We start from the raw sequence: 26,625 nt of genomic DNA, 5'->3' as shown, positions 1-26,625 counted from the left end.
AGAGGGCGAATGCGCAAGCTCGCGGGGTTGCTGGGTGGTCTGCTGCTGTTGCCGGCGCTTGCCGGGGCGGAGGAGATCGGCGAGGTTTCCACGGTGTTCAAGTGGGTCGGGCCGAACGACAAGATTGTCGTCGAGGCTTTCGACGATCCCAAGGTGCAGGGCGTGACCTGCTATCTGTCGCGCGCCAAGACCGGTGGGGTCAAGGGCGGCCTGGGGCTGGCGGAGGATCGCGCCGAGGCGTCGATCGCCTGTCGCCAGGTGGGGCCGATCCAGTTCAGTGGCGAACTCAAGGATGGCGAAGAGGTGTTCAAGCAGCGCACTTCGCTGGTGTTCAAAAGCATGCAGGTGGTGCGCTTCTTCGATCGCAAGCGCAATGCCTTGGTCTATCTGGTCTACAGCGACCGGGTGATCGAAGGTAGTCCGCAGAACGCGGTGACGGCGATTCCCCTCATGCCATGGCCGACCGCTCGCTGAAGCGAGCGAGTCGCGGGCAATAAAAAACCGGCCATTGGCCGGTTTTTTATTCGAGCAAGGCGTGCCTTAGGCGGCAGCGGTGCTGAGGGCCTTGATGTGGCCGCTCAGACGGCTCTTGTGACGAGCAGCCTTGTTCTTGTGGATGATGCCTTTGTCAGCCATGCGGTCGATCACCGGTACAGCGGCGGTGAAGGCGGCCTGGGCTTTTTCCAGGTCCTTGGCGTCGATGGCTTTCACGACGTTCTTGATGTAGGTGCGCACCATGGAGCGCAGGCTGGCGTTGTGGCTGCGACGCTTCTCAGCCTGTTTGGCGCGTTTTTTGGCGGAAGGTGTGTTGGCCACCGTCGAGCTCCTCGAAAAAAACTGGGTAAATAGCGAACAAATTAAGGCCGCGAATAATGCCGTCGCCTCCAGGGGTTGTCAAGGGGCTGCGCATGCGGCCGGAAAGATCGGCGACGGATGTCGCCTGCTTTCTTGCGGGTGATTTATTCCGGCGCGCATTCTACACTCGGCGCGCCCTTGCGGACCGCCGTTCGGCGGCGAGGGCGTACTCGCGCGATGAACCGGCCCGGCCGGTCGCGGTCTTGGACAGGATCAATTTCGACATGCCGGCAGCCCGACATCCATGAATCTTCTCAAATCATTGGCGGCGGTGAGTTCCATCACCATGCTGTCGCGGGTCCTCGGCTTCGTCCGCGATACCATCCTGGCGCGGATCTTCGGTGCCGGCCTCGCCACCGACGCCTTTTTCGTCGCCTTCAAGCTGCCCAACCTGTTGCGGCGGATCTTCGCCGAGGGGGCGTTTTCCCAGGCTTTCGTGCCGATCCTGGCAGAGTACAAGAACCAGCAGGGCGAGGAGGCGACGCGGACCTTCATCGCCTACGTTTCCGGCTTGCTCACGCTGGTGCTGGCGCTGGTCACGGCGCTCGGCATCCTCGCCGCGCCCTGGGTTATCTGGGTCACCGCGCCGGGCTTCGCCGATACCCCGGAAAAGTTCGCCCTGACCACCGACCTGCTGCGGGTGACCTTTCCTTATATATTGCTGATCTCGCTGTCGTCCCTGGCCGGCGCGATCCTCAACACCTGGAACCGCTTCTCGGTGCCGGCCTTCGTGCCGACCCTGCTGAACGTCGCAATGATCGGCTTCGCGCTGTTCCTCACGCCTTATTTCGATCCGCCGGTCATGGTGCTGGGCTGGGCGGTGCTGGCCGGCGGCCTGTTGCAGCTCCTCTATCAACTGCCGCACCTGAGGAAGATCGGCATGCTCGTGCTGCCGCGCCTGAACCTCAGGGACAGCGGCGTCTGGCGGGTGATGAAGCTGATGCTGCCGGCGATCCTGGGGGTCTCGGTGAGCCAGATCTCGCTGATCATCAACACCATCTTCGCCTCGTTCCTGGCAGCCGGTTCGGTGTCCTGGATGTACTACGCCGACCGCCTGATGGAGCTGCCTTCCGGCGTATTGGGCGTGGCGCTGGGGACGATCCTCCTGCCGATGCTGGCGAAGACCTATTCGAACAAGGATCGCCATGAGTACTCGCGCCTGCTCGACTGGGGCCTGCGCCTGTGCTTCCTGCTGGTGCTGCCGTGTTCGCTGGCCCTGGCGATCCTCGCCGAACCTCTGACCGTCTCGCTGTTCCAGTACGGCAAGTTCACCACGGTGGACGCGGCGATGACCCAGCGCGCGCTGGTCGCCTACTCCGTCGGCCTGCTCGGCATCATCCTGGTCAAGGTTCTGGCGCCGGGCTTCTATGCCCAGCAGAACATCCGTACGCCAGTGAAGATCGCGCTCTTCACCCTGGTTTCCACCCAACTGATGAACCTGGCCTTCATCGGCCCGCTTCAGCATGCCGGCCTGGCCCTGTCCATCGGCCTGGCCGCCTGCCTGAATGCCGGCCTGCTCTACTGGCAACTGCGCAAGCAGCGTCTGTACCTGCCGCAACCGGGCTGGGCGAAGTTCCTGGTCAAGCTGGTGGTCGCGGTGCTGGCGATGTCGGCGGTGCTGCTGGCCACGATGCACTGGCTGCCGGCCTGGGAGCAGGGCGCCATGCTGGAGCGATTCCTGCGCCTCGGCCTGCTGGTGGTTGCCGGTCTCCTGGCCTATTTCGGTATGCTCGCGCTGCTGGGTTTCCGCCTGCGCGACTTTTCCCGCCGGGCGGTGCTGTGAAGCGCGTCCGGGCTGGCGGCGGGATCATGCCGTTTTGCCTGTTGTCCGGCGCCCGGTACGCGTATAATCGACCACTTTCTGAGCAATAAGCGTGCTATGCAGCTGCTTCGCGGACTACACAACCTGCAGCCCCTGGCCGGGGGCTGCGTCGCCACCATCGGTAACTTCGACGGCGTCCACCTCGGGCACCAGGCTATCCTGGCGCGTCTGCGCGAGCGCTCGCTGGAGCTGGGCGTACCCAGCTGCGTGGTGATTTTCGAGCCGCAGCCGCGCGAGTTCTTCTCCCCCGATTCGGCGCCGGTGCGCCTGACCCGCCTGCGCGAGAAACTCGAGTTGCTGCGTGGGCAGGGCGTCGACGTGGTGCTCTGCCTGGCCTTCAACCGCCGCTTGCGCGAGCTGTCGGCAGCCGAGTTCGTCCGCCAGGTCCTGGTCGATGGACTGGCGGTGCGGCATCTTGAAGTGGGCGACGATTTCCGTTTCGGCTGCGACCGCTCCGGTGACTTCGCCTTCCTGGTGAACGCCAGTCGCGAGCAGGGGTTCACCGTCGAGGCGGCCACCACCGTCGAACTGGACGGTGTGCGGGTGAGCAGCACGCGGGTCCGCCAGGCCCTGGCCGAGGGCGACCTGCATCTCGCCGAGCGCCTTCTGGGGCGTCCCTTCAGCCTGAGCGGACGGGTCCTGCATGGACAGAAACTCGGCCGGCAACTGGGCTCGCCCACGGCCAACATTCAACTGAAACGGCGCAAGGCGCCGTTGAACGGGGTCTACCTGGTCAGTACGCTGGTCGATGGCCAGCGTTGCCAGGGGGTGGCGAACATCGGCACCCGCCCTTCGGTGAACGGCGACGGCCGTCCCCATCTGGAAGTGCACCTGCTCGATTTCGCCGGCGATCTATACGGCCGGCATCTGCAGGTGACCTTCCACCAGAAGCTGCGCGACGAGCAGCGTTTTGCCTCCCTGGAGGCACTCAAGGCGGCGATTCTCGCGGATATCGCCGCCGCCCGGGCCTACTGGCTGGGCCAACCGCTTGATTGAAGAGATCCTGAACAGGCCCTGAGATGACCGACTACAAAGCGACGCTAAACCTTCCGGAAACCGCCTTCCCAATGAAAGCCGGCCTGCCCCAGCGCGAGCCGGAAACCCTGAAGTTCTGGAACGACATCGGTCTGTACCAGAAGCTGCGGGCCATTGGCGGCGACCGTCCGAAGTTCGTCCTGCACGATGGCCCTCCGTACGCCAACGGCAGCATTCACATCGGTCACGCGGTCAACAAGATTCTCAAGGACATCATTGTCCGCTCCAAGACCCTGGCGGGCTACGACGCGCCCTATGTGCCGGGCTGGGATTGCCACGGCCTGCCCATCGAGCACAAGGTCGAGACCACCCACGGCAAGAATCTTCCGGCGGACAAGACCCGCGAACTGTGCCGCGAATACGCGGCCGAGCAGATCGAAGGGCAGAAGGCCGACTTCATCCGCCTGGGCGTGCTCGGCGAGTGGGACAACCCCTACAAGACCATGAATTTCGCCAACGAGGCGAACGAAATCCGCGCCCTCGCGGAAATGGTCAAGCAGGACTTCGTGTTCAAGGGCCTGAAGCCGGTCAACTGGTGCTTCGACTGTGGTTCGGCGCTGGCCGAGGCCGAGGTCGAGTACGCCGACAAGAAGTCGCCGACCATCGACGTCGGCTTCCCGGTGGCGGATGCCGACAAGCTGGCCGCGGCCTTCGGCCTGGCGGCCTTGGACAAGCCGGCGCAGATCGTCATCTGGACCACCACGCCCTGGACCATCCCCGCCAACCAGGCGCTGAACGTGCATCCGGAGATCGACTACGCGCTGGTCGATGCCGGCGATCGCTACCTGGTGCTGGCCGAGGCCCTGGTCGAGTCCTGCCTGGCGCGCTACCAGCGCGAGGGCAAGGTGGTCGCCACCGCCAAGGGCGAGGCGCTGGAGCTGATCAACTTCCGCCATCCGTTCTACGAGCGCCTGTCGCCGGTGTACCTGGCCGACTACGTGGCCCTCGATGCCGGCACCGGTATCGTCCACTCGTCGCCGGCCTACGGCGAAGACGACTTCTATACCTGCAAGCGCTACGGGATGAGCAACGACGACATCCTCAGCCCGGTGCAGAGCAACGGCGTCTACGTCGACTCGTTGCCGTTCTTCGGCGGCCAGTTCATCTGGAAGGCCAACCCCAACGTGGTGGCCAAGCTGGAAGAGGTCGGCAGCCTGCTGGCCCACGAAACCATCAATCACAGCTACATGCACTGCTGGCGGCACAAGACGCCGCTGATCTATCGCGCCACCGCGCAGTGGTTCGTCGGCATGGACAAGCAGCCCAGGCAGGGTGCTTCCCTGCGCGAGCGAGCGCTGGAAGCCATCACCCAGACCGAATTCGTCCCGGGCTGGGGCCAGGCGCGTCTGCACGGAATGATCGCCGGGCGTCCCGACTGGTGCATCTCGCGCCAGCGCAACTGGGGCGTACCGATCCCGTTCTTCCTGCACAAGGCCAGTGGCGAACTGCATCCACGCACCGTGGAGCTGATGGAAGAGGTCGCGCAGCGAGTCGAGAAGGAAGGCATCGAAGCCTGGTTCAAGCTCGACGCCGCCGAGCTGCTCGGCGAGGACGCCGCGCAGTACGAGAAGATCAACGACACCCTGGACGTCTGGTTCGACTCCGGCACCACCCATTGGCACGTGCTGCGTGGTTCCCACCGGATCGGCCATGCCAGCGGCCCGGTCGCCGATCTCTACCTGGAAGGTTCCGACCAGCACCGCGGCTGGTTCCACTCCTCGCTGCTGACCGGCTGCGCGATCGACAACCATGCGCCGTACCGCCAGTTGCTGACCCACGGTTTCACCGTCGACGAGTCCGGCCGCAAGATGTCCAAGTCGCTGGGCAACACCGTGGTGCCGCAAACCGTCATCGATACCCTGGGCGCCGACATCCTGCGCCTGTGGGTGGCTTCGACCGATTACTCGGGCGAGATCGCGGTATCCCAGCAGATTCTCCAGCGTAGCGCCGATGCCTACCGGCGGATCCGCAATACCACGCGCTTCCTGCTGTCCAACCTGAACGGTTTCGATCCGGCCACGGATCTGCTGCCGCCCCAGGAAATGCTGGCCCTGGATCGCTGGGCGGTCGATCGCGCCCTGCTCTTGCAGCGCGAGATCGAAGAGGCGTATCGCGAGTACCGCTTCTGGAACGTCTATTCCAAGGTGCACAACTTCTGCGTACAGGAGCTGGGCGGGTTCTATCTGGACATCATCAAGGACCGCCAGTACACCACCGGCGCCAACAGCGTCGCCCGGCGCTCCTGCCAGACCGCACTGTTCCACATCGCCGAGGCCCTCGTGCGCTGGATCGCCCCGATCCTGGCGTTCACCGCCGAGGAAGTCTGGAAGTTCCTGCCCGGCGAGCGCGCCGAGTCGGTAATGCTCGCCACCTGGTACGACGGCCTCAGCGAACTGCCGGCCGACGTGACACTGAATCGCCAGTACTGGGAACAGGTCATGGCGGTGAAGGCCGCGGTCAACAAGGAGCTGGAGAACCAGCGCGCGGCCAAGGCCGTGGGCGGCAACCTGCAGGCCGAGGTCACCCTGTATGCGGAAGACGCGCTGCAGGCCCAATTGGCCAAGCTGGGCAACGAGCTACGCTTCGTCCTGATCACCTCGACCGCGACCCTGGCGCCGCTGTCGGCGGCTCCGGCCGACGCGGTGGACAGCGAAGTCGCCGGCCTCAAGCTGAAAGTGGTCAAGTCGACCCACGCCAAGTGCGGTCGTTGCTGGCACCATCGCGAGGACGTCGGTCAGCACGCTGCGCATCCTGACCTGTGCGGTCGCTGCATCGAGAACATCGAAGGCAGCGGCGAGGTTCGCCACTATGCCTGACGTCGATCGTTTCGGGCGCTTGCCCTGGTTGTGGATCACCGTGCTGGTGTTCGTCCTCGACCAGCTCAGCAAGGCGTTCTTCCAGGCCGAACTGAGCATGTACCAGCAGATCGTGGTGATCCCCGATCTGTTCAGCTGGACCCTGGCCTACAACACCGGTGCCGCCTTCAGCTTCCTGGCCGACAGCTCGGGCTGGCAGCGCTGGCTATTCGCCCTGATCGCCATCGTCGTCAGCGCGATCCTGGTGGTCTGGCTGAAACGCCTGAAGAAAGGCGAGACCTGGTTGGCCATCGCCCTGGCGCTGGTGCTCGGCGGCGCCTTGGGCAACCTCTACGACCGCATGGTCCTTGGCCACGTGGTGGACTTCATCCTGGTGCACTGGCAGAACCGCTGGTACTTCCCGGCGTTCAACCTGGCCGATAGCGCCATCACCGTCGGCGCCGTCATGCTGGCGCTCGACATGTTCAGATCGAAGAAATCCGGAGAAGCCGCCCATGGCTGAGTCGACCCGCATTGGCCAGGAGAGCCGCGTCACCCTGCATTTCGCCCTCAAGCTGGAGGACGGCAACGTCGTCGACAGCACCTTCGACAAGCAGCCGGCCTCGTTCAAGGTCGGCGACGGCAACCTGCTGCCGGGCTTCGAACAGGCGCTGTTCGGCTTGAAGGCTGGCGACAAGCGCACCCTGAGCATTCTTCCCGAACAGGGCTTCGGCCAGCCGAATCCGCAGAACGTGCAGATCATGCCGCGCGACCAGTTCCAGGACATGGAGCTGGCCGAGGGCCTGCTGGTGATCTTCAACGACGCGGCCAAGACCGAACTGCCGGGCGTGGTCAAGGCGTTCGATGAGCAGCAGGTGACCGTCGACTTCAATCATCCGCTGGCCGGCAAGACCCTGGCCTTCGAAGTCGAGATCATCGACGTCCAGCCGGCCTGAACCGTCGGTCGCTGCGCCCTTCCCAAGCGGGGAGGGCGGTAGCAAGGTTCATTCGTCCAATCACCGCGTCGCCCACGAGACCGCCATGCAAATCAAACTCGCCAATCCCCGCGGCTTCTGCGCCGGCGTGGATCGCGCCATCGAGATCGTCAACCGTGCCCTCGATGTCTTCGGCCCGCCGATCTACGTGCGTCACGAGGTGGTGCACAACAAGTTCGTCGTGGACAACCTGCGCCAGCGCGGCGCCATCTTCGTCGAGGAACTCGATCAGGTGCCGGACAACGTCATCGTCATCTTCAGCGCCCACGGCGTTTCCCAGGCGGTCCGCAAGGAAGCCGAGGGGCGCGGCCTGAAGGTTTTCGACGCGACCTGTCCGCTGGTGACCAAGGTGCACATGGAAGTGGTGCGCTACAGCCGCGACGGCCACGAATGCGTGCTGATCGGGCATGAAGGGCACCCCGAGGTAGAAGGCACCATGGGCCAGTACGATGCCAGCAACGGTGGTGCCATCTACCTGGTGGAGGACGAGGCCGACGTCGCCGCGCTGGAGGTGCGCAAGCCCGAAGCCCTGCACTACGTGACCCAGACGACCCTGTCGATGGACGACACCTCGAAGGTCATCGATGCCCTGCGCGCCAAGTTCCCGCAGATCCAGGGACCGCGCAAGAACGACATCTGCTATGCCACCCAGAACCGCCAGGATGCCGTGAAGGAACTGGCCGACCAGTGCGACATGGTCCTGGTGGTGGGCAGCCCCAACAGTTCCAACTCCAACCGCCTGCGCGAACTCGCCGAGCGGATGGGCACGCCGGCCTACCTGATCGACGGCGCCGAGGACATGCAACGCGGCTGGTTCGACGGTGTGCGTCGCATCGGAATCACCGCAGGCGCTTCCGCGCCGGAAGTGCTGGTGCGCGGCGTGATCGCCCAGCTACGCGAGTGGGGGGCGTCGGAGGAGCAGGAACTGGAGGGGCGGGAGGAGAACATTACCTTCTCGATGCCCAAGGAACTGCGGGTCAAGGCTTTGTGAACCGTGCGCAATGAAAGAGCCCCTCTTGTAGAGGGGCTCTTTCGTTTCAGCGCCAGCAGTCGTTGACGGTGCTGTTGTTGCCGGTCTTGCCGGCTGCGCCGCGTTCGCCGAGCTGATTGAGGGTCAGCTTGCCGCAGGTCTTGTCGCGGGTCTGCGAGTTGATCGGCGTGGCGGTCAGGGTATAGGTGGTGCTGGTGGGCGTCGCTATGGTGAGATTGTACAGGTTGTTCGGCGAGTTGGCCGAACTCATGCCCAGCTTGGCCACGTCCTTGGTGTAGCCGACCCCGGGGTTCTGCGAGTAGTAGCGTTCCTGGCGCGCGGCCGCGTCCGAGAGCAGGGCCTGGCCCTCGGTGCGGTTGGAGCGGATCACGTAGTTCTGGTAACTGGGAATGGCGATGCCGAGGAGGATGCCGATCACCGCCACTACCACCACCATTTCCAGCAACGTGAAGCCCTTCTGTCTTGTCCTCATCGGGGCTGCTCCTCCCCGTCCTGGCGGGGCTGTTCTTTCTCGATCATCTCGGCCAGCTCCTGTTCGCTCATCTGTTTGTGAATGTAGATATCGGTGATGGTGGACCACGGCTGGCTGACGGTGCCAGAGTAGGACACCACGGAGCCCGGCTTGACCTGAAACAGGCTGGGCATGCCGTTCCTGACGGTGCTGTTGGGCAGGCGGTAGAGCCGGTGGTCGATGTCCACCAGGTTCTTCTCGACCTGGACTTCGAAGACCACGCCAGCGCCTTCGAAGGTCTGGGGATCTTCGGCCCAGCAGAGGCCGGGAACGGCCAGGGCCAGCAGCATAGGCAGCACTTTCATATCAGTTCTTTCCTTCGATGGGGCGCCAGTTCTGGCGGCCACGGGTGTTCGGACCGGGGTTCACGGTCAGGCATTCGCCCGAGGAGCAGACTTCCGGATTGCCCTGTTCGTTGGTGCTCAGCGTCAAGCCTCCCAGGCCTTTCTGCTCGGTACCGGATACCGCGACGTTCTGCTTGTTGTAGCTGTAGTCGGATTTCGAGTCCACGACGCCCTGGCGTGCCAGGTCGAACACGGTGAAGCTGGTGCGACCGCCGGTATAGGGATCGAGGCCATAGGTCCAGTTGCTGGCGCCGTCGGCACAGGGGTCATCGTTCGGGGTGATGGTTTGCAGCAGCACCACCTGGCCGATGGCGATCATGTCCTCGATCAGCATCTCGCCCTTCAGGGTGCCGTTGACCATGAAGTCCAGATACCAGCCGGACTGCTTGGTGCTGCCGTCATTGTTCAGCCAGTTGACCGGGTTCTGACTGGCGATGCGAATGGTGCGAGCGGTCGAGGCGAAGGTCGAGTCGGCCTGGAGGTCCAGGGTCTGCTGCTGCAGGTTGCCGCGCGTCAGTCGGGGTGTGCTGCCCGCGGCTTCGCCCTTGGTTTGCTGGTCCCAGATGCCGTAGAGCGTCTGGGCGCGGCTGGTATCGGCCCGGGCGTCGCTGTTCTCGAAGTACTTGCCGGTACCGAAGATCACGATGTAGCCCTTGCGTGTCGGATGGCGAACCAGCGAGGGCGCGGCGGTGATCGCTTGCGCCGCGCCGGCGGAGTCGACCGCCGAATAGAGCGGCTGGCCACCGAAAGACACCCTGAAGCTCGAGGCCACCGCCGGGCCGTCGTTGGCTCGGCTGAACGGATCGTCCTGGTTGACCTTGCCGGCGATCAGGTCGAAGCGCCAGAGGTTGCCTTGCAGGTCGCCGGCGTAGGCGTAGTCGGCTACGCCGTCGCTGTTGTTGTCTGCCAGGCGAGGGCTGGATAGACCGTTGGGTACGCCGGTCCTGCCGGTGACTTCCAGTTTGCGGGTGATGGCCCCGGTCTCCAGGTCGATGATCAGCAGCGCGGCCTTGTCGTTCAGGCTGGAATAACCGTTTCCGGTGACCACGGCCCACTTGCCGTTGTGCAGCCGGGCGACCGTGGGTTTGGGGAAGCTGTAGCCAAGGTCGGGCTCCTGGTCCACGCCGATTTCCCAGAGCAGCTTGATGTTGGCGGGGTCGGTCACGTCGAGGGCGAACAGACCCTTGCCGCCGGCGCGCAGGCTGCCGATCAGCACGGTATGCCAGGCGCCGCCGAAGAAGGCGTCGGCGACCACCGGCGAGCCGTCGACGTAGAACTGGTGGGCGCCGCCCTGGTAGCCGCGGGCGGTCAACTTGTGGAGCTTCTCGAAGACCGCGCTTGGGATGAAGGCGAAGGTCTCGTTACCGTCGGTATCGAAACCGTGCAGCATGCCGTCGTTGGCGCCGACGTATACCCGCGGGGCACGGGTTTTCTGTGCTTCTGCGAACGTGGAGTAGTTGCCGCTGGGCTCGATCGGCTGGGCCAGGTAGGTCAGGTACTGGGCCTTGCCGACCGTCGCCGGCGAGGAGTTGATGATATCGCCGAGGATCGAGTTGCGGGTGCGGAAGTTGTCGCTGTTCTCCTTGCTGCGATCGCCACGCAGGAAGGCGACTCGGTCCTGGCCCTTGGTGTCGGCGACATCGTTGCGGTCCGGATCGCGGTTCAACTGCCGCTGCTGGTCGGCGCTGAGGCTGCCCCAGGTGAACTCCTTGAGGCCCGAGGTACCGGATCCGGCCATCATGATCTTGCGGCCAGCTCCACCGTTGGGCATCGCGTCGAGGATACTCTGCGCGCTCCACAGCTTGGTCTGCACGGTGGCCTTGTCCTGGGTGGTCAGGCTGTAGCGGGTCAGGTCGCCAGCCCAGTTCTTGTCGCTGGCGAAGCTGGTCTGGTAGGCGAAGCGGGTCAGCTTGTCGCCAGTGTCGTCTTCCTGCAGGGACGAGCTGATGGCGGGGCGGGATGCCGGCAGGTCCTTGCCCGAAATTCGGTTGAGGATGTCCTGGAAGGCCGCGACCAGTTGGTCCGGCGAGTCGGCGCTGAAGAACTCGCCCCGGGAGTTCACTGCGGCGTGCCACAGGTCATAGACGTTGTTGCTATGGTTATTCGAAGCGTTCGGCCAGCTGAGGCGCCCGGCGGCGATTTCGTCATAGCCGCCGGAGTAGGTGGAACCCTCCCACTTCGGGCTGGTGAGGCTGGTGGTCAGGCCCAGGCCCAGGGTATAGGTCACCATGTGCTGCCAGGTCGCCGGATCGTTGCGCGGATTCCAGTACTCCGCCGAGGGATTGGCCTGGTCCGGGTAGGGAATGTACGGCTTGATATTGTCGTCGATATCCGGCCGGGCATCGGTGGCCCAGTAATGGAAGGCCTGGTCGGCCAGGGTATTGGACGCAGCATCCCTGTAAGGCGTCTGGCTGCTGTAGCTCTTGCCATCGGGGAGGCTACGACTCGTGCTGTCGGCATTGCCTACGCTGGCCGAGTCGTTGTTCCAAAGACCATCGGTCATCAGAATGTGATAGCTGCCACGGCAGCTGTATTCCGGCGAGGTCTGGGTACCAGGTCGATAGGCATAGGGGCCGTTGACGCCGGTCTTCTTGAGAAACTCCCCTGCTCGAGTCATGGCCTGACGCAGCGGAGTACCACCTCCGACCGACAGGTTCTCCAGCCAGTTGAAGAAGTTCACCCGATGTTGCCCGGTGAAGTCTCTCAGGTAGTTGTTGTAACAGTTACTGGAGCCACTGCCGATCAGGCACGAGGAACTGTTCAGTAGTTGCCAACTGATCCGGGCGTTTTCAGGCAGGCTGTAGAACGCCAGGTTAGCGGCGGTCTGGGTGGCCAGGGCGCGGGTACGATAGAAGGAGTACCAGTTGGCGAAGTTCTGCTGCTGGGCCGCGCCGCTGATTTCCACACGGGTGTAGCAACTCGAAGTGGTGAGGCTGCAACCGCGGCCCCCGCTGTATTGGTAGTAGAAGGCAGGAGCCCCGTACCAGTCGATGCTGGACTCGGTGCCTGCTCCCGATCCGCCCTGGTACTGCACCGTTGGCCTGTAGTCACGGGAAAGGTTTACCCGGCCTTCCTGAGTGAAACCGTTGCGCCATGCCGCGGTGAAGCTGGGCTTGGAATAGTCCTGCACCTGGATCTGGCCATTGGAAAGGGTCACCTTTTTCGGCAGCTTGTACTGGGTATTCGGGTCGAAGTACATCGGGTTGTAGCTGTTCGACGCGAAATAGACGTTGTTGCGGCTGTTGACCAGGCTATCCGGTGCATAGGCATAAGCCATACTGCCCGAGTCGTCGAGAGTCACCAGCATGTTCGGGGCGACGCCCTGGATCAGCATCAGCGGCTGCTGGCTGACCGACAGGGCGGCGGCGTGGGTGGTCTGGGCGGAGAGCAGGACGGCGCCGCTGAGCGCGGCTGCCAGCGAGGTCTTGCCGATCTGGTGGAGTACCGATTTCATGCGAGGCTCGATCAGTTGGTATAGAGACGGGCGAGAACGGTCTGCAGGACGGTTTCGCTGTTGGTCTGGTTGCGCGCGACGCTATTGGTCTCGTAGTAGAAGGTGCCGATGCCGCGCATCAGGTTGCCGTATTCGGGGCTTTCCGCTTCGTTGACCTGGCCGCCCGAGGGAATGGGCAGGTTGTTCCACTGCACGCTGTAGAGCGTGCCCGCGGTGGTCGCGCTGCTGATGTCGCTGCCGCGGTAACTCATCCAGGTATTGGCGATGCCCTTCAGCACGCCGACCGGATTCTGGTGGGTGTCCGCCAGCTTCAGGTTCAGCGCGGCGAGGTCCAGCAGGCAGGGGCGGGCCACGTTGTCGGCCGTACAACCGGTGCCGGGCTCCGGCGGACGCAGGGTGTTGACGAAGCGCCGCTCGCCTTCGCGGAGTCCGGACTCGGCGGCGTTCTGCAAGCGAGTCTGTTCGATGACGTTGCCGGTGATGCGGCTTTCCAGTACCACTTCGCGCATGCTCGAGACCGCCAGCAGGGTGACGATCACCAGGATCGCCAGGGCGATGACCAGCGTGGCGCCGCGCTGTTGTGCAGGGAAGTTGTTCATGGCACGAGATTCCTGAGTGTCTGGCTGCCCTTGGCGATCTGGTAGAGGCGGTCCTTGTCGTTGCCTTGCAGGCTGGTCTTGGACGAGGGGTAGAGCGTGATCCAATCGTCCAGGGTCTTGCTGTCGCCCTGGCGCAGGTTCTTGTCGCTGGCCATCAGCGCGGAGTAGCGCAGGGCACGCACCGGACGGTCGGCGATGTTGGCCTGTTCGACGAAGCTTTCCACCTCGCGTTTGCCGGCCATGGTCGGGCCGACGCCGTACTCGAGCTTGAAGTCGACCAGGCCGCTGACGATCTCCTGGCCTCTGTCCTTGAGGCTCTGCGCCGAGCAGGTAAGCGTTCCGGGAGCATCGGCGGTTGAGGGTATAAAGAGAATGCGGGCGATTATGGCGTCGGCAGTCCCGAATGGATCGCTGGGCGTGGTGATCGAATTGCCTTCGCAGTCGTAGGCCTCGCCGGGCGCCGGCTGGTAGCGGTAGCAGAAGCCGGCTTGGCCGGTCTTGGCTATCGCGGGCACCAGGGTGGCTCCGGCCTTGAACTCCTCGCAAAATGCGGACTTGGCCAGCGCTTTGAAGGCAAACTCGTTGGGATCGTCCGCACGCCGACGGAAACCCACCTTGGCCAGTTGCTGGTCCAGGAACATCATGGCGAAGCGTCCGTTTTCCTGGTTGCCTGCCTGGCCTTGCTGGAACAGGTAGTTGCGCTTGTTGTCCAGGTAGATCTGGGTAATCCCGAGAATCAGGAAGCTGCTGATGGCGAGGGCCACCAGTAGTTCGATCATGGACAGGCCCGATTGCCGTCGGGAGCGGTTGTTCATGCTCATGGCTCGACCCTGAGGGTGTAGTAGCAGAGGGATGTGTCGGCGCTGCTGTCGGCGGCGTTGACGCAGGCGCCTTGCTTGCCGCGCCAGGCCAGGCGGATTTCCAGCATGGAGCCCTTGCCGTCGCAGTCGCCCGGCTTCGAGCTGCGGCAGATGTAGTAGTCGCTCTTCAGCAGGTCGCCAGCGCCTGGCAGTTCGTTCTTCACCTGTTCCGCCCAGCATCCCAGGCGGTCTTTGATCGCGTCGGGCAATGGCGTGCAGGAGGACGGCGCGGTGGGGAACGCCGACCCCTTGGCCTTGAAGAAGTCGGATTGCGTGGCCATCTGGTCCTTGACGTCGTACAGCGCCTTCGGGCTCGCCCGCATGCTTTCCAGCAGGTTGCTGCCGAGCATGGCTGCCTTGTTGCGCTCGACCGAGTCGGCGGTGTACTGGATGGTCTTGCCCTGCATGGCGATCATGCCCAGCACGCCGATGCTGATCAGCAGCAGGGCGACCAGCACTTCGATCATGCTGAAGCCGGATTGGTACAGCGGCTTGTGCCGCGATTTCAATAGCATGACTGGGGCGCCTTGGAGGAAGGTTCGAGTTGGATCCGGCCGGCCTGGCTGATGCTCAGCACGCGGCCGCCGTCGGTCTTGCCGTTCTGGCAGATGGCGAAGGTTCGTTCCGTTGGCGGTACGAGGGTACCGTTGGCCGTGAAGGTCAGATGTTCCACGGCGCTCTTTTCCTTCGCTGTCAGCGTGGCGGCACGGAAGCCGTCGTGCTTGCGCAGGGGCGCGGCGATCGAGCCGGAGGCCAGGACACCTATGCTCAGGCCCTTGCCCCAGTCCTTGTCCTTCAGCGCCTGGATGCTGATCGCGCGCCTCTGGGACACGGCTTCGCTGCGAGCGTACTGCAGCATCGCATTGAGTTCCTCGGCGGCGCTCTGCAGTTCGTTGCGTTCTGTCAGCTGCTTGAAGTTCGGAATGGCGAAGCTCGCCATGATGGCCAGCAGGACGACGATGATCAGCAACTCGATCAGGGTGAAGCCGGTCGAGTTGGAACGATATGACATGCGGTTGCTCCAGGGGGTCTACGCCTGGAAAGCATGCCAAACGGGCCTGGGAGCGTCTTGCGGTCGTTGACGGTCGGCCCGTGGGGCAGGACAACTGGTCCATGATCATCCGGAAGTGCTGCATAGCTCACGTTTCTCTCGGTTCTCCCTGGCGCTCGCGGTACGGAGCCGGCCCTGCCGGTTGAGGATCAGTTGCCAGGCAACGGTATGCCTTCCGCAGAGCAGAAACCGCCCGTTGTGAATGTTGAGCTGGCCGCTGGGGAGGAACCTGAGGCGGTTCGAACGGTTCCAGCGGAGCCTTTCCTTCTTTGCAAGCGCGCGTCCCACGAGAAGCCGTTCCCCACCGTCTTCCGCAAGCAGCCAGCCCTCTCCCCAGTCGTTGCCGCAGTGACGGCCATCGGTCGACGGACAGAGCGTCACCGGGCGCTGGTAGGCGACGGCATGCGCTCTGCCCAGCTGGATGCTCGCGCTCAGCTCGTGCAACACGCTTCGCTGGCGACTGCCGTCCAGCCAGGCTGCCATCCCGGGCAGCGCCAGGCTTCCCAGTATCCCCAGCAGAGCCAGCGCAAACAGCAGCTCGGTGAGCGTGAACGCTCTCTGCGACCTTTCGACCATGGCAGGCGGTCCTTTTGCTCGTATCATTCCGCGACGGTCGTATCTCGCCGGATTTTCCCCGTTGCCTCAATCAGCTGCGGGATGAGGCGTATGACCGACTTTTCTGCAACCCCTGTGTGATCGTGGAGGCCCTGGTGTCGGAAAGAGTTGTGGTAGTGGGCGCTGGCGTCATCGGCCTGTTGACCGCCCGGGAGCTGGCGCTCGCCGGACTGCGGGTGACCCTGGTGGAGCGGGGCGAGAGTGGGCGTGAGGCATCCTGGGCGGGAGGCGGGATCGTCTCGCCGCTCTATCCGTGGCGCTACAGCCCGGCGGTGACCGCCCTGGCGCACTGGTCGCAGGACTTCTACCCGGCCCTGGGGCAGCGTTTGCTCGACGAGACCGGGCTCGATCCCGAGGTCCATACCGTTGGCCTGTACTGGCTGGACCTGGACGACCAGACCGAGGCACTGCAGTGGGCACGCAAGCACACTCGGCCGTTGAGGGACGTGCCGATCGAGGAGGCCTACGCGGCGGTGCCCGGGCTGGGCGCCGGCTTCCAGCGGGCGGTCTACATGTCGGGCGTGGCCAATGTGCGCAATCCTCGCCTGGCGCGCTCATTGCGGGCATCCCTGCAACAATTCGCCAATCTCGAACTGCATGAACAGACGGAGGTGCGCGGCTGGTTGCGCGACGGCGATCGAGTGGTCGGCGTGGCGACCTCGCGTGGCGAGATTCGTGGCGACAAGGTGCTGCTGGCGGCGGGCGCCTGGAGCGGCGAGTTGTTGAAGCCGCTTGGCCTGGAACTGCCCGTGGTACCGGTGAAAGGGCAGATGATCCTCTACAAGTGCGCGGCGGATTTCCTGCCGCGCATGGTGCTGGCCAAGGGGCGCTACGCGATTCCGCGGCGCGACGGCCACATCCTGATCGGCAGCACCTTGGAACATTCGGGCTTCGACAAGACGCCGACCGACGAGGCGCTGGAAAGCCTCAGGGCGTCTGCGGCAGAACTGTTGCCGGAACTGGCGGACATGCAGCCGGTGGCCCACTGGGCAGGGTTGCGCCCGGGCTCTCCCGAAGGCATCCCCTATATCGGTCCGGTGCCTGGCTTCGACGGGCTCTGGCTGAATACCGGGCACTACCGCAACGGGCTGGTCCTGGCACCGGCGTCGTGCCGTCTGCTGGCGGATCTCATGAGCGGGCGGGAACCGATCATCGACCCGGTCCCCTACGCCCCGGCTGGTCGCCTCTGAGGAGCGAAAACCAAAAGGCCTGTCTTCGGACAGGCCTTTTCACTTTCAGTCGATGCCCAGCTTTTTCAGGCGGTAGCGCATCGAGCGGAACGTCAGGCCCAGGCGCTGGGCCGCGGCGGTGCGGTTCCAGCGGGTCTCCTCGAGCGCCTGCATGATCAGCTTGCGCTCGATGTCTTCCAGGTAGTCCTCGAGGTTGTCTATTTCGCTCAGGCTCGCGGCGCCTTCCTGGCTGGCACCCGGCGCATCGGCCAGGCGCAGGTCGTGAGGCTGGATCTGGTCGTCTTCGCACAGGGTGTAGGCGCGCTCCAGCATGTTTTCCAGCTCGCGGACGTTGCCCGGGAAGCGGTAGTTCTTCAGCTTCTCCTGTGCGTCGCCGGTCAGCCTGGCGGCCGGCAGGCCGGTGTCGCCGGCCAGGCGCTTGAGGATGCGTTCGGCGAGCAGCGGGATGTCCTCGCGGCGTTCGCGCAGCGGCGGTACGCGCAGCTCGATGACGTTGAGGCGGTAGTAGAGGTCCTGGCGGAAGCGCCCGGCGCCGACTTCGGCGGCGAGGTCCTTGTGGGTGGCGCAGAGGATGCGCACGTCGACGGCGACCTCCTGCTGGCCGCCGACCGCGCGCACGGCCTTTTCCTGGATCGCCCGGAGCAGTTTGACCTGCATGGCCATCGGCAGGTCGGCGACTTCGTCGAGGAACAGGGTGCCGCCGCTGGCGGCCTGGAACAGGCCCTGCTTGTCTTCGATAGCGCCAGTGAAGCTGCCTTTCTTGTGGCCGAAGAACTCGCTTTCCATCAGTTCGGAGGGAATCGCGCCGCAGTTCACCGGCACGAACGGCCGCTCGATACGTGGCCCCTGCTCGTGGATCAGGCGCGCCACCAGCTCCTTGCCGCTACCGGACTCGCCACTGATGTAGACCGGCGCCTGGCTGCGCGCCAGCTTGCCGATCTGGTTGCGCAGGGCGCGCATCGGCGGCGACTCGCCGAGCAGGCGGTTGTCCACCGGCGCTTCCTCGGCTTCCGGGTTGCGCAAGCGCAGGGCGGTTGCCACCAGCTCCCGCAAGCGACCGAGGTCGACCGGTTTGGTGAGGAAGTCGAAGGCACCGGCCTTGAGCGCCTGGATCGCGGTGTCCAGGCTGCCGTACGCGGTGATCATGGCCACCGGGGTCTGTGGATGGCGCTGCTGGATGTACTGGACCAGATCGAGGCCGCTGCCGTCCGGCAGGCGCATGTCGGTGAGGCACAGGTCGAACGACTCGCGGGCCAGCAACTCGCGGGCTTCCTTGACGTTGCGGGCGCTGCGGGTGTCCAGCTTCATGCGGCCGAGAGTGATTTCCAGCAGTTCGCGGATATCCGGTTCATCGTCGACGATCAGGGCTTTTTGTCGGCTCATGCGTGCGGCTTCCGTCAGCTGAGTTTGCGCGGGTGGGCGAAGGTGATGCGGAAGCAGCCGCCGCCTTCCTCGCGATTGCGGTAGTCGATCCGTGCCTGGTTGCTCTCGCAGAGCTCGCGGGAGAGATAGAGGCCCAGGCCGGTGCCTTTGCTTTCTGTAGTAAAGAAGGGTTCGAACAGGTTGTTCAGTTTGTCCGCCGGTACGCCGGGACCGTCGTCGATGACTTCCAGCACCGGCAGGTCGCTCTCCGGGTCGCGCGCGAGGCTCAGCCAGACCTGGCCGCGCCCGTGCGCCTGGGCGCTGTAGCGAAGACCGTTCTGCACCAGGTTGCTCAGCACCTGGTTCAACTGATGTGGGTCCATGCGGGTCTGGATGTCGCCGGCACCGAGCTGCAGGTGCAGTTGGCTGTCGTTTCGCAGCCTGCCGGGGTATTCGTCGACGAACCGCTGAAGCCACTCCTTCAGGTCGAGCTGCTGCGGTTCGGCCTGGCGGCGACGGGAGAGCTGCAGGACGTTCTCGATGACCAGGTTCATCCGCTTCGACTGGTCCTGGATGATCTGCGTCAGGCGTCGGTCCGGGGCATCCAGTTCCTCTGACTCCTGCAGCAGTTGGGCGGCGTGGCTGATCGCGCCCAGCGGGTTGCGGATCTCATGGGCGATGCCGGCGGTCAGGCGGCCGAGACCGGCCAGCTTCATCTGCTGCGCCTGCTGGGCGATCTGCGAAATGTCTTCGAGGAAGATCAGCACGTGCTGGTCGTCTTCGCGGTTGAGGCTGATAAAGCTGGGTTGCACCGTCGGGCCATCCGGCACCACCTTGAGCGTCGGCGGACGGAGGCTGGGATTCAGGCGCCATTGCTTCATGCAGTGCATCAGCATCGGGCTGTGGCGGCCCAGGCTGGCGCCCTGCACGTCGTCCTGCCTGAGCAGGCCGAGGGCGGCCTGGTTGGCGAGGAGGATGGCCTGACGGCTATCGACCACGAGGATGCCGGTGCGCATGCGCTGCAGGATCAATGCGTTGAGTTCCTCCAGGTTGGCGACCGTCTCGGCGCGTTCTTCGGCCAGCGTTTCGGTCTGCTCCTGGCGCCGCACCAGAGCCTGGATCACCAGCGCGGCGGCGAAGCACAGGGTGCCGAGGCCGCCGGCCTGGACGTAGTGGTTGGTGGCGTCCGGACTGCTCAGGCTGAGGAAGAAGGTCAGGTAGAGCAGGCCGAGGCTGGCCGCCGCCGCGATGACCAGGCCGATGCGCCCGCGCAGCAGGATGTTGGCAATGGCCACCGCCACCACCAGCAGGCTGCCGATGCCGCTGGGTACGCCGCCACCTGCGTAGAACAGGCCGCAAAGCATCAGCACGTCGGTGAGCGCGAGGATGAAGATCGGCAGCAATTGCCGCGACGGCGGCAGGAACAGCGCGACCAGGATGTTGAAGACCAGGTAGCACCAACTGCCGACATGGAACAGTTCAGGGTGGACGAGCTTGAGGACCTGATCTTCCAGTTCGCTGGAGATTAGCAGGACCAGTACCAGGCCGATGGTCAGGCGGTACAGGTGGTACAGACGGAGGATGCGTTGCCCCTGCTCCTCGCTCAGCCGTAGCCGTTCAGCGCGCACGGTCGCCCTGGTCCTGGCGCAGGTGCGCCTGGCTGCAATACCAGCGTTGTTCGTGGGCGAGGGCGTTGGCCTGCGGCACGTGGACGCCGCAATGGGCGCAGCGGACCATCGGCGATGCGCTCGGCTCGTCCTGCGGACGTTGCTGCTGGCGCGGAGTGGGACGGGTAAAGCGACGCCAGAGCCAGAACGCGATGGCGATCAGGGCGATCCAGAACAGGAGGCGGAAAAGGCCCATGGTGATCTCGGAGGCTGGAGAAAGCTGCAGTTTAGCCAAGCCGCCGGCTCGATCCCAGCCGGGAAGGTCCAGGCTGTGCGGCGTTTGGCGCTGGGAGAGGCATGGCGGCGGGCAAAAAGAAGGGAGGCCTGCGCCTCCCTTCGGTGTTTCGTGCGATCAGTCGAAGAGACCGAAGGTCATGTAGCTCCACCAGGAGCGGCCGGAGTCTTCGTCGTCATCGCTCTCCGGCTTCTCGTCGTCGGCGCTGTGATCCTGGTTTTCCGGCTTCAGTTCGGCGGGGATCTCCCGCTCGGCATCCTCGTACTGCTTGATCACGTCCTTGGCGGCCTGGGTTTCCATGTGCGGCGGCGGCTCGCCGCCTTCGATCAGGCCCAGGGTGGCCTTGGCCAGCCAGGAGCGGGTGTCGGCCTCGCTTTCGCGGGCGACGAACTCGCCATCCTTGAGGCTGGCGTTATCCGGATAGTTGAGCTTGAGGGTTTCCAGGCTGGTGCTGGCCAGGTCGTCGAGACCCAGGCGACGGTAGGCTTCGACCATGATCGCCAGGCCATCGCCGACGGCCGGGGTTTCCTGGAAGTTCTCTACCACGTAGCGGCCGCGGTTGGCGGCGGCGACATAGGCCTGGCGCTTCAGGTAGTAGTGGCCGACGTGCACTTCGTAGGCCGCCAGCAGGTTGCGCAGGTACACCATGCGCGCCTTGGCGTCCGGGGCGTAGCGGCTGTTGGGGAAGCGGCTGGTGAGCTGGGCGAACTCGTTGAAGGAGTCGCGGGCGGCGCCCGGGTCGCGCTTGGTCATGTCCAGCGGCAGGAAGCGCGCCAGCAGGCCGCGGTCCTGGTCGAAGGAGGACAGGCCCTTGAGGTAGTAGGCGTAGTCGACGTTGGGGTGCTGCGGATGCAGGCGGATGAAGCGTTCGGCGGCGGCGCGGGCGGCTTCGGGCTCCATGTTCTTGTAGTTGGCGTAGATCAGCTCGAGCTGGGCCTGCTCGGCGTAGCGGCCGAAGGGATAACGCGATTCGAGGGCTTTCAGCTTGGTGACGGCGCTGTTGTAGCTCTTGTTGTTGAGGTCGTCCTGCGCCTGCTGGTACAGCTGGCTCTCGCTCAGGTTCTCGTCGACAGTCTCCTTGTTCGAGGAGCAGGCTGCGGTGAGGGCGAGGATGGCGATCAGCAGCAGGTGTTTCACTTGCATGGCGGCTTGCGTCCCTGGGACGGTCGGCTTGGCCTCAACCGTCTGTTATGATTGGCGCCCCAGGCACCCCCTGGGACAAAGACCCCGTATTTAACCACAGCGCGTAGCCGATTCCAAAAGCCGCGCTGAGCATCGTCTCCTACTCATGTCCGATATGATTCAACGCGCGGCCGAGGTGCCGTTCGAGCTGGGTGGCCAGCGTCTCGACCAGATCGCCGCCCAGCTTTTTCCCGAACACTCCCGCTCCCGTCTGGCCGGCTGGATCAAGGACGGACGCCTGACCGTCGACGGCGCCGTGCTGCGCCCGCGCGACATCGTCCACAGCGGCGCGCAACTGGTCCTGGAGGCCGAGCAGGAAGCCCAGGGCGAGTGGCTCGCACAGGACATCGAGCTGGAAATCGTCTACGAGGACGAGCACATCCTGGTGATCGACAAGCCCGCCGGCCTGGTGGTCCATCCGGCTGCCGGCCATCAGGACGGCACCCTGCTGAATGCCTTGCTCTACCATGTCCCGGACATCGCCAATGTGCCGCGCGCCGGGATCGTCCACCGCCTGGACAAGGACACGACCGGCCTGATGGTGGTGGCCAAGACGCTGGAGGCCCACACCAAGCTGGTGGCGCAACTGCAGGCACGGTCGGTCAGCCGCATCTACGAGGCGATCGTGATCGGCGTGATCACCTCCGGCGGCACCATCGATGCGCCGATCGGACGGCATGGCGTGCAGCGGCAGAAGATGGCGGTGGTCGACGCCGGCAAGGCGGCGGTCAGCCATTACCGCGTGCTGGAACGCTTCCGTGCGCACACCCATACCCGGGTCAAGCTGGAGACCGGGCGTACCCACCAGATCCGCGTGCACATGAGCCATATCGGCTATCCCCTGGTCGGCGATCCGGTCTACGGTGGGCGCTTCAGGATTCCCCCGGTGGCCAGCCAGACCCTGGTCCAGACTCTTCGCGAGTTCCCCCGGCAGGCGCTGCACGCGCGCTTCCTCGAACTGGATCACCCGGCCACCGGCGTGCGCATGAAGTGGGAGTCGCCGCTGCCGGAAGACTTCCTCTGGCTGCTCAGCCTGTTGCGCCAGGATCGCGAGGCGTTCGTCGGATGAACGCCTGGCTGACCCCCGACTGGCCGGCGCCGGCCCGTGTGCGGGCCTGCGTGACCACGCGCAGTGGCGGGGTCAGCCAGGCACCCTTCGACAGTCTGAACCTTGGCGCCCACGTCGACGACGATCCGCGCGCCGTGGAAGAAAACCGCCGACGCCTGACCGAGCGTCTGGAATGCCGGCCGAGCTGGTTGGACCAGGTGCACGGAGTGACGGTGGTGGAGGCCGACCCGAGCCGGGTGCTCAGGGCCGACGCCAGCTGGAGCGCGATGCCGGGCGTCGCCTGTACGATCATGACCGCCGACTGCCTGCCGGCGTTGTTCTGCGACCGCTCGGGCACCCGCGTGGCCGCGGCCCATGCCGGCTGGCGCGGGCTGGCGGCGGGCGTGCTGGAGGCGACGGTGGACAGCCTGGGCGTGCCCGGCGACGAACTGCTGGTCTGGCTGGGGCCGGCGATCGGCCCGCAGGCCTTCGAGGTCGGCGGCGAGGTCCGCGATGCATTCGTCGCTGCGCACGCCGAGGCGCGCTCGGCTTTCGTACCTAGCGCCAATCCGGGCCGCTTCATGGCCGACATCTACCGACTCGCGCGGATCCGCCTGGGCGCCCATGGCGTCACCGCCGTGCATGGCGGCGGCTTCTGCACCTTCAGCGATACCGCGCGCTTCTATTCCTACCGCCGCTCGTCGCGTACCGGCCGTTTTGCCAGCCTGGTCTGGCTCCAGGACTAGGCCCGCGCAGGTTATCCGGCGGCAACTGACCGATGTCACGGTCCGGTCGCTTGAACCGCGGAAAATCGCCCTTATCTACTGAGTCATCTCGGCGGGCTTTTCTTCATCAGGGACACCCATCGTTCCGGCCCGCTCTATAGAAGGAAGGACGACCCATGCGAATAGACCGTTTGACCAGCAAGCTGCAACTGGCGCTCTCCGACGCCCAGTCCCTGGCCGTTGGCCATGACCATCCGGCCATCGAGCCGGTGCACCTGCTTTCCGCCCTGCTCGAGCAGCAAGGCGGTTCGATCAAGCCCCTGCTGATGCAGGTCGGCTTCGATATCGCCGCCCTGCGCAGCGGCCTCAACAAAGAACTCGACGCGCTGCCGAAGATCCAGAGCCCGACCGGCGACGTGAACCTGTCCCAGGATCTCGCACGCCTGCTCAACCAGGCTGACCGCCTGGCCCAGCAGAAGGGCGACCAGTTCATCTCCAGCGAGCTGGTATTGCTGGCCGCGATGGACGAGAACACCAGGCTCGGCAAGCTGCTGCTCGGCCAGGGCGTGTCGCGCAAGGCGCTGGAGAATGCCGTGGCCAACCTGCGTGGCGGCGAAGCGGTGAACGACCCGAACGTCGAGGAGTCGCGCCAGGCGCTGGACAAGTACACCGTCGACATGACCAAGCGCGCCGAGGAAGGCAAGCTCGACCCGGTGATCGGTCGCGACGACGAGATCCGCCGGACCATCCAGGTCCTGCAGCGGCGGACCAAGAACAACCCGGTGCTGATCGGCGAACCCGGCGTCGGCAAGACCGCCATCGTCGAGGGCCTGGCCCAGCGCATCATCAACGGCGAAGTGCCGGACGGCCTCAAGGACAAGCGCCTGCTGGCCCTGGACATGGGGGCGCTGATCGCCGGCGCCAAGTTCCGCGGCGAGTTCGAGGAACGCCTGAAGGCAGTCCTCAACGAACTGGGCAAGCAGGAAGGTCGGGTCATCCTGTTCATCGACGAACTGCACACCATGGTCGGCGCCGGCAAGGCGGAAGGTGCCATGGACGCCGGCAACATGCTCAAGCCGGCTCTGGCGCGCGGCGAGCTGCACTGCGTCGGTGCTACTACCCTCGACGAGTATCGCCAGTACATCGAGAAGGATGCCGCGCTGGAGCGCCGCTTCCAGAAGGTGCTGGTGGACGAACCGAGCGAGGAAGACACCATCGCCATCCTCCGTGGTCTCAAGGAACGCTATGAAGTGCACCACGGGGTGAGCATCACCGACGGCGCGATCATCGCCGCGGCCAAGCTGTCGCACCGCTACATCACCGATCGGCAACTGCCGGACAAGGCCATCGACCTGATCGACGAGGCCGCCAGCCGCATCCGCATGGAGATCGACTCCAAGCCGGAGGAACTGGATCGTCTCGACCGTCGCCTGATCCAGCTGAAGATCGAGCGCGAGGCGCTGAAGAAGGAAGACGACGAAGCCACCAGGAAGCGCCTGGCCAAGCTGGAGGAGGATATCGTCAAGCTCGAGCGCGAATACGCCGACCTCGAGGAGATCTGGAAGTCCGAGAAGGCCGAGGTGCAGGGCTCGGCGCAGATCCAGCAGAAGATCGAGCAGGCCAAGCAGGAGATGGAGGCGGCGCGGCGCAAGGGCGACCTCGAGAGCATGGCGCGCATCCAGTACCAGACCATCCCGGACCTGGAACGCAGCCTGCAGATGGTCGACCAGCACGGCAAGACCGAGAACCAGTTGCTGCGCAACAAGGTGACCGACGAGGAAATCGCCGAAGTGGTTTCCAAGTGGACCGGTATCCCGGTGTCGAAGATGCTCGAGGGCGAGCGCGAGAAGCTGCTGCGCATGGAGCAGGAGCTGCATCGGCGAGTGATCGGCCAGGACGAGGCGGTAGTCGCCGTGTCCAACGCCGTGCGCCGTTCGCGCGCCGGCCTCGCCGATCCGAACCGGCCGAGCGGCTCGTTCCTCTTCCTCGGCCCGACCGGGGTGGGCAAGACCGAGTTGTGCAAGGCGCTGGCCGAGTTCCTCTTCGATACCGAGGAGGCGCTGGTGCGGATCGATATGTCCGAGTTCATGGAGAAACACTCGGTGGCCCGCCTGATCGGCGCGCCTCCGGGCTACGTCGGCTTCGAGGAAGGCGGCTACCTGACCGAGGCGATCCGCCGCAAGCCCTACTCGGTGGTGCTGCTGGACGAGGTGGAGAAGGCCCATCCGGATGTATTCAACATTCTCCTCCAGGTGCTCGAGGACGGACGCCTGACCGACAGTCACGGGCGTACGGTGGACTTCCGCAACACCGTGGTGGTGATGACCTCCAACCTCGGTTCGGCACAGATCCAGGAGCTGGCCGGCGACCGCGAGGCGCAACGTGCCGCAGTGATGGACGCGGTCAATGCACACTTCCGTCCGGAATTCATCAACCGGATCGACGAAGTGGTGGTATTCGAGCCGCTGGCTCGCGAGCAGATCGCCGGCATCGCCGAGATCCAGCTCGGTCGCCTGCGCAAGCGCCTGGCCGAGCGCGAGCTGAGCCTGGAACTGAGCCAGGAGGCGCTGGACAAGCTGATCGCCGTCGGCTTCGACCCGGTCTATGGCGCACGCCCGCTGAAGCGGGCCATCCAGCGCTGGATCGAGAACCCGCTGGCGCAACTGATCCTGGCCGGCAAATTCGCGCCGGGTGCCAGTATCTCGGCGAAGTTGGAAGGAGACGAGATCGTCTTCGCCTGACCTCTTCGTGGACGGACAGGGAAAGCCCCGCTTCGGCGGGGCTTTTTCATGGGCGTCCGGTGGGAGTGAGAGCGCTGCCGCATGCAGTGGAAGGGCCGTTTTGCCGCTCGTGGAAAAAGAAGAAAAACTTTTTGGATCAGAGGGTTGACATGCCCGCGTGCATCCGTAAAATGGCGCGCCTCTGAGACGCGAATCCAGCAACACCGGAAGCGTCCAGGGTTGGAAGAAAGACGTTCCGCGATAGCTCAGTCGGTAGAGCAAATGACTGTTAATCATTGGGTCCCTGGTTCGAGTCCAGGTCGCGGAGCCAACTTCCAATCGGGGTATAGCGCAGTCCGGTAGCGCGCCTGCTTTGGGAGCAGGATGTCGGGAGTTCGAATCTCTCTACCCCGACCACCTCATACTTGGGTCGTTAGCTCAGTCGGTAGAGCAGTTGGCTTTTAACCAATTGGTCGTAGGTTCGAATCCTACACGACCCACCATATTCAAGACGAAAAAGCCCACCTGCGAAGGTGGGCTTTTTCGTTTCTGTACCCTTATTTTTCCGA

Annotated in this window: 24 protein-coding genes and 3 tRNA genes; 14 read left to right on the top strand and 13 right to left on the bottom strand. The window is 64.7% G+C overall.

Annotation, left to right across the window (positions count from 1 at the left end):
* Positions 1–9: 9 nt before the first annotated feature.
* Positions 10–474 carry a CreA family protein gene (locus tag ACYAF3_RS06020; protein ID WP_003094746.1) on the top strand — a complete coding sequence of 155 codons (465 nt, stop codon included), beginning with the start codon at positions 10–12 and terminating at the stop codon, positions 472–474.
* 66 nt (positions 475–540) lie between these two features.
* Here ACYAF3_RS06020 and rpsT read toward each other — a convergent pair whose 3' ends face one another.
* Positions 541–816 (bottom strand): 30S ribosomal protein S20, encoded by a 276-nt coding sequence (gene rpsT, locus ACYAF3_RS06015; RefSeq protein ID WP_003094744.1) that lies wholly within the window; start codon positions 814–816, stop codon positions 541–543.
* Positions 817–1,099: 283 nt separating this feature from the next.
* On the opposite strand from rpsT, the gene murJ reads away from it, so the two are divergent.
* From murJ to ispH, 6 genes are all read left to right on the top strand, one after another.
* Positions 1,100–2,638: a murein biosynthesis integral membrane protein MurJ gene (murJ, locus tag ACYAF3_RS06010; RefSeq protein ID WP_003102622.1), complete on the top strand. Its 1,539-nt coding sequence runs from the start codon at positions 1,100–1,102 to the stop codon at positions 2,636–2,638.
* Positions 2,639–2,734: 96 nt separating this feature from the next.
* Positions 2,735–3,673, top strand: a complete 939-nt coding sequence (ribF, locus tag ACYAF3_RS06005; protein WP_003102619.1) for a bifunctional riboflavin kinase/FAD synthetase — start codon at positions 2,735–2,737, stop codon at positions 3,671–3,673.
* A gap of 23 nt (positions 3,674–3,696) precedes the next feature.
* Positions 3,697–6,528, top strand: coding sequence for an isoleucine--tRNA ligase (gene ileS / locus ACYAF3_RS06000; RefSeq protein ID WP_023103515.1), 2,832 nt, complete (start codon positions 3,697–3,699; stop codon positions 6,526–6,528).
* On the top strand, positions 6,521–7,030 hold the full coding sequence (gene lspA / locus ACYAF3_RS05995; RefSeq protein ID WP_003110420.1) for a signal peptidase II: 510 nt from the start codon (positions 6,521–6,523) through the stop codon (positions 7,028–7,030). The genes ileS and lspA overlap by 8 nt, the downstream gene beginning before the upstream one ends.
* On the top strand, positions 7,023–7,463 hold the full coding sequence (gene fkpB, locus ACYAF3_RS05990) for an FKBP-type peptidyl-prolyl cis-trans isomerase (RefSeq protein WP_003102613.1): 441 nt from the start codon (positions 7,023–7,025) through the stop codon (positions 7,461–7,463). The genes lspA and fkpB overlap by 8 nt, the downstream gene beginning before the upstream one ends.
* An 85-nt stretch (positions 7,464–7,548) precedes the next feature.
* The gene (gene ispH / locus ACYAF3_RS05985) at positions 7,549–8,493 is read left to right on the top strand and encodes a 4-hydroxy-3-methylbut-2-enyl diphosphate reductase (RefSeq protein WP_003094724.1); all 945 of its coding nucleotides are present in this window, start codon (positions 7,549–7,551) and stop codon (positions 8,491–8,493) included.
* A 46-nt stretch (positions 8,494–8,539) separates the two neighbouring features.
* Here the strand turns inward: ispH and pilE are convergent, their stop codons facing one another.
* From pilE to ACYAF3_RS05945, 8 genes are all read right to left on the bottom strand, one after another.
* Positions 8,540–8,965, bottom strand: coding sequence for a type 4a pilus minor pilin PilE (pilE, locus tag ACYAF3_RS05980; protein WP_003094721.1), 426 nt, complete (start codon positions 8,963–8,965; stop codon positions 8,540–8,542).
* Positions 8,962–9,309 (bottom strand): type 4a fimbrial biogenesis protein PilY2, encoded by a 348-nt coding sequence (gene pilY2 / locus ACYAF3_RS05975; protein ID WP_003102609.1) that lies wholly within the window; start codon positions 9,307–9,309, stop codon positions 8,962–8,964. Before pilY2 ends, pilE begins: the two co-directional genes overlap by 4 nt.
* Position 9,310: 1 nt before the next feature.
* Positions 9,311–12,802: a type 4a pilus biogenesis protein PilY1 gene (gene pilY1 / locus ACYAF3_RS05970; RefSeq protein ID WP_003102607.1), complete on the bottom strand. Its 3,492-nt coding sequence runs from the start codon at positions 12,800–12,802 to the stop codon at positions 9,311–9,313.
* 11 nt (positions 12,803–12,813) lie between these two features.
* Positions 12,814–13,401, bottom strand: coding sequence for a type 4a pilus minor pilin PilX (gene pilX, locus ACYAF3_RS05965; protein ID WP_003112826.1), 588 nt, complete (start codon positions 13,399–13,401; stop codon positions 12,814–12,816).
* Positions 13,398–14,222 carry a type 4a pilus minor pilin PilW gene (pilW, locus tag ACYAF3_RS05960; RefSeq protein WP_023114841.1) on the bottom strand — a complete coding sequence of 275 codons (825 nt, stop codon included), beginning with the start codon at positions 14,220–14,222 and terminating at the stop codon, positions 13,398–13,400. The genes pilX and pilW overlap by 4 nt, the downstream gene beginning before the upstream one ends.
* On the bottom strand, positions 14,219–14,776 hold the full coding sequence (gene pilV, locus ACYAF3_RS05955) for a type 4a pilus minor pilin PilV (RefSeq protein ID WP_003094697.1): 558 nt from the start codon (positions 14,774–14,776) through the stop codon (positions 14,219–14,221). Before pilV ends, pilW begins: the two co-directional genes overlap by 4 nt.
* On the bottom strand, positions 14,767–15,273 hold the full coding sequence (locus tag ACYAF3_RS05950; protein ID WP_003102598.1) for a GspH/FimT family pseudopilin: 507 nt from the start codon (positions 15,271–15,273) through the stop codon (positions 14,767–14,769). Before ACYAF3_RS05950 ends, pilV begins: the two co-directional genes overlap by 10 nt.
* Before the next feature lie 105 nt (positions 15,274–15,378).
* Positions 15,379–15,888 (bottom strand): GspH/FimT family pseudopilin, encoded by a 510-nt coding sequence (locus tag ACYAF3_RS05945; RefSeq protein ID WP_023088572.1) that lies wholly within the window; start codon positions 15,886–15,888, stop codon positions 15,379–15,381.
* Between the two features lie 134 nt (positions 15,889–16,022).
* Between ACYAF3_RS05945 and thiO the strand changes: the two genes are divergently transcribed.
* Positions 16,023–17,117: a glycine oxidase ThiO gene (thiO, locus tag ACYAF3_RS05940; protein WP_023108762.1), complete on the top strand. Its 1,095-nt coding sequence runs from the start codon at positions 16,023–16,025 to the stop codon at positions 17,115–17,117.
* Positions 17,118–17,162: 45 nt separating this feature from the next.
* Here thiO and pilR read toward each other — a convergent pair whose 3' ends face one another.
* The 4 genes from pilR to ACYAF3_RS05920 form a co-directional block, all read right to left on the bottom strand.
* Positions 17,163–18,500, bottom strand: coding sequence for a two-component system response regulator PilR (pilR, locus tag ACYAF3_RS05935; protein ID WP_017002067.1), 1,338 nt, complete (start codon positions 18,498–18,500; stop codon positions 17,163–17,165).
* Between the two features lie 14 nt (positions 18,501–18,514).
* On the bottom strand, positions 18,515–20,107 hold the full coding sequence (pilS, locus tag ACYAF3_RS05930; RefSeq protein WP_003094692.1) for a two-component system sensor histidine kinase PilS: 1,593 nt from the start codon (positions 20,105–20,107) through the stop codon (positions 18,515–18,517).
* A complete protein-coding gene (locus ACYAF3_RS05925; protein WP_003102591.1) occupies positions 20,097–20,342 on the bottom strand; it encodes a PP0621 family protein in 246 nt (81 codons plus the stop codon). The genes pilS and ACYAF3_RS05925 overlap by 11 nt, the downstream gene beginning before the upstream one ends.
* A 156-nt stretch (positions 20,343–20,498) precedes the next feature.
* Positions 20,499–21,524 (bottom strand): outer membrane protein assembly factor BamD, encoded by a 1,026-nt coding sequence (locus ACYAF3_RS05920; protein ID WP_003102590.1) that lies wholly within the window; start codon positions 21,522–21,524, stop codon positions 20,499–20,501.
* Between the two features lie 145 nt (positions 21,525–21,669).
* On the opposite strand from ACYAF3_RS05920, the gene rluD reads away from it, so the two are divergent.
* The 6 genes from rluD (at position 21,670) to ACYAF3_RS05890 (ending at position 26,559) form a co-directional block, all read left to right on the top strand.
* A complete protein-coding gene (rluD, locus tag ACYAF3_RS05915; protein ID WP_105579168.1) occupies positions 21,670–22,632 on the top strand; it encodes a 23S rRNA pseudouridine(1911/1915/1917) synthase RluD in 963 nt (320 codons plus the stop codon).
* Entirely contained in the window at positions 22,629–23,357 is a 729-nt protein-coding gene (gene pgeF / locus ACYAF3_RS05910) for a peptidoglycan editing factor PgeF (RefSeq protein WP_003102588.1), read from the top strand. The genes rluD and pgeF overlap by 4 nt, the downstream gene beginning before the upstream one ends.
* A 155-nt stretch (positions 23,358–23,512) precedes the next feature.
* Complete coding sequence (gene clpB / locus ACYAF3_RS05905; protein WP_003145976.1) at positions 23,513–26,077, top strand: ATP-dependent chaperone ClpB; 2,565 nt, start codon at positions 23,513–23,515, stop codon at positions 26,075–26,077.
* Positions 26,078–26,311: 234 nt separating this feature from the next.
* Positions 26,312–26,387: transfer RNA gene (locus ACYAF3_RS05900), tRNA-Asn, on the top strand.
* A gap of 9 nt (positions 26,388–26,396) precedes the next feature.
* Positions 26,397–26,473, top strand: a tRNA-Pro gene (locus ACYAF3_RS05895).
* Positions 26,474–26,483: 10 nt separating this feature from the next.
* A tRNA-Lys gene (locus ACYAF3_RS05890) sits at positions 26,484–26,559 on the top strand.
* The last annotated feature ends 66 nt before the right edge of the window (positions 26,560–26,625 follow it).

Source organism: Pseudomonas sp. TZ252 (genome assembly GCF_056110345.1).
Note: the sequence above shows the minus strand (reverse complement) of the source record. Positions and strands in the feature narration are given on the sequence as shown.

Bases quoted from the DNA above. Each gene is read 5' to 3' on its own strand.
- ACYAF3_RS06020 (WP_003094746.1), top strand. From the start codon at position 10: ATGCGCAAGCTCGCGGGGTTGCTGGGTGGTCTGCTGCTGTTGCCGGCG.
- murJ (WP_003102622.1), top strand. From the start codon at position 1,100: ATGAATCTTCTCAAATCATTGGCGGCGGTGAGTTCCATCACCATGCTG.
- ribF (WP_003102619.1), top strand. From the start codon at position 2,735: ATGCAGCTGCTTCGCGGACTACACAACCTGCAGCCCCTGGCCGGGGGC.
- ileS (WP_023103515.1), top strand. From the start codon at position 3,697: ATGACCGACTACAAAGCGACGCTAAACCTTCCGGAAACCGCCTTCCCA.
- lspA (WP_003110420.1), top strand. From the start codon at position 6,521: ATGCCTGACGTCGATCGTTTCGGGCGCTTGCCCTGGTTGTGGATCACC.
- fkpB (WP_003102613.1), top strand. From the start codon at position 7,023: ATGGCTGAGTCGACCCGCATTGGCCAGGAGAGCCGCGTCACCCTGCAT.
- ispH (WP_003094724.1), top strand. From the start codon at position 7,549: ATGCAAATCAAACTCGCCAATCCCCGCGGCTTCTGCGCCGGCGTGGAT.
- pilE (WP_003094721.1), bottom strand. From the start codon at position 8,965: ATGAGGACAAGACAGAAGGGCTTCACGTTGCTGGAAATGGTGGTGGTA.
- pilY2 (WP_003102609.1), bottom strand. From the start codon at position 9,309: ATGAAAGTGCTGCCTATGCTGCTGGCCCTGGCCGTTCCCGGCCTCTGC.
- pilY1 (WP_003102607.1), bottom strand. From the start codon at position 12,802: ATGAAATCGGTACTCCACCAGATCGGCAAGACCTCGCTGGCAGCCGCG.
- pilX (WP_003112826.1), bottom strand. From the start codon at position 13,401: ATGAACAACTTCCCTGCACAACAGCGCGGCGCCACGCTGGTCATCGCC.
- pilW (WP_023114841.1), bottom strand. From the start codon at position 14,222: ATGAGCATGAACAACCGCTCCCGACGGCAATCGGGCCTGTCCATGATC.
- pilV (WP_003094697.1), bottom strand. From the start codon at position 14,776: ATGCTATTGAAATCGCGGCACAAGCCGCTGTACCAATCCGGCTTCAGC.
- ACYAF3_RS05950 (WP_003102598.1), bottom strand. From the start codon at position 15,273: ATGTCATATCGTTCCAACTCGACCGGCTTCACCCTGATCGAGTTGCTG.
- ACYAF3_RS05945 (WP_023088572.1), bottom strand. From the start codon at position 15,888: ATGGTCGAAAGGTCGCAGAGAGCGTTCACGCTCACCGAGCTGCTGTTT.
- pilR (WP_017002067.1), bottom strand. From the start codon at position 18,500: ATGAGCCGACAAAAAGCCCTGATCGTCGACGATGAACCGGATATCCGC.
- ACYAF3_RS05925 (WP_003102591.1), bottom strand. From the start codon at position 20,342: ATGGGCCTTTTCCGCCTCCTGTTCTGGATCGCCCTGATCGCCATCGCG.
- ACYAF3_RS05920 (WP_003102590.1), bottom strand. From the start codon at position 21,524: ATGCAAGTGAAACACCTGCTGCTGATCGCCATCCTCGCCCTCACCGCA.
- rluD (WP_105579168.1), top strand. From the start codon at position 21,670: ATGTCCGATATGATTCAACGCGCGGCCGAGGTGCCGTTCGAGCTGGGT.
- pgeF (WP_003102588.1), top strand. From the start codon at position 22,629: ATGAACGCCTGGCTGACCCCCGACTGGCCGGCGCCGGCCCGTGTGCGG.
- clpB (WP_003145976.1), top strand. From the start codon at position 23,513: ATGCGAATAGACCGTTTGACCAGCAAGCTGCAACTGGCGCTCTCCGAC.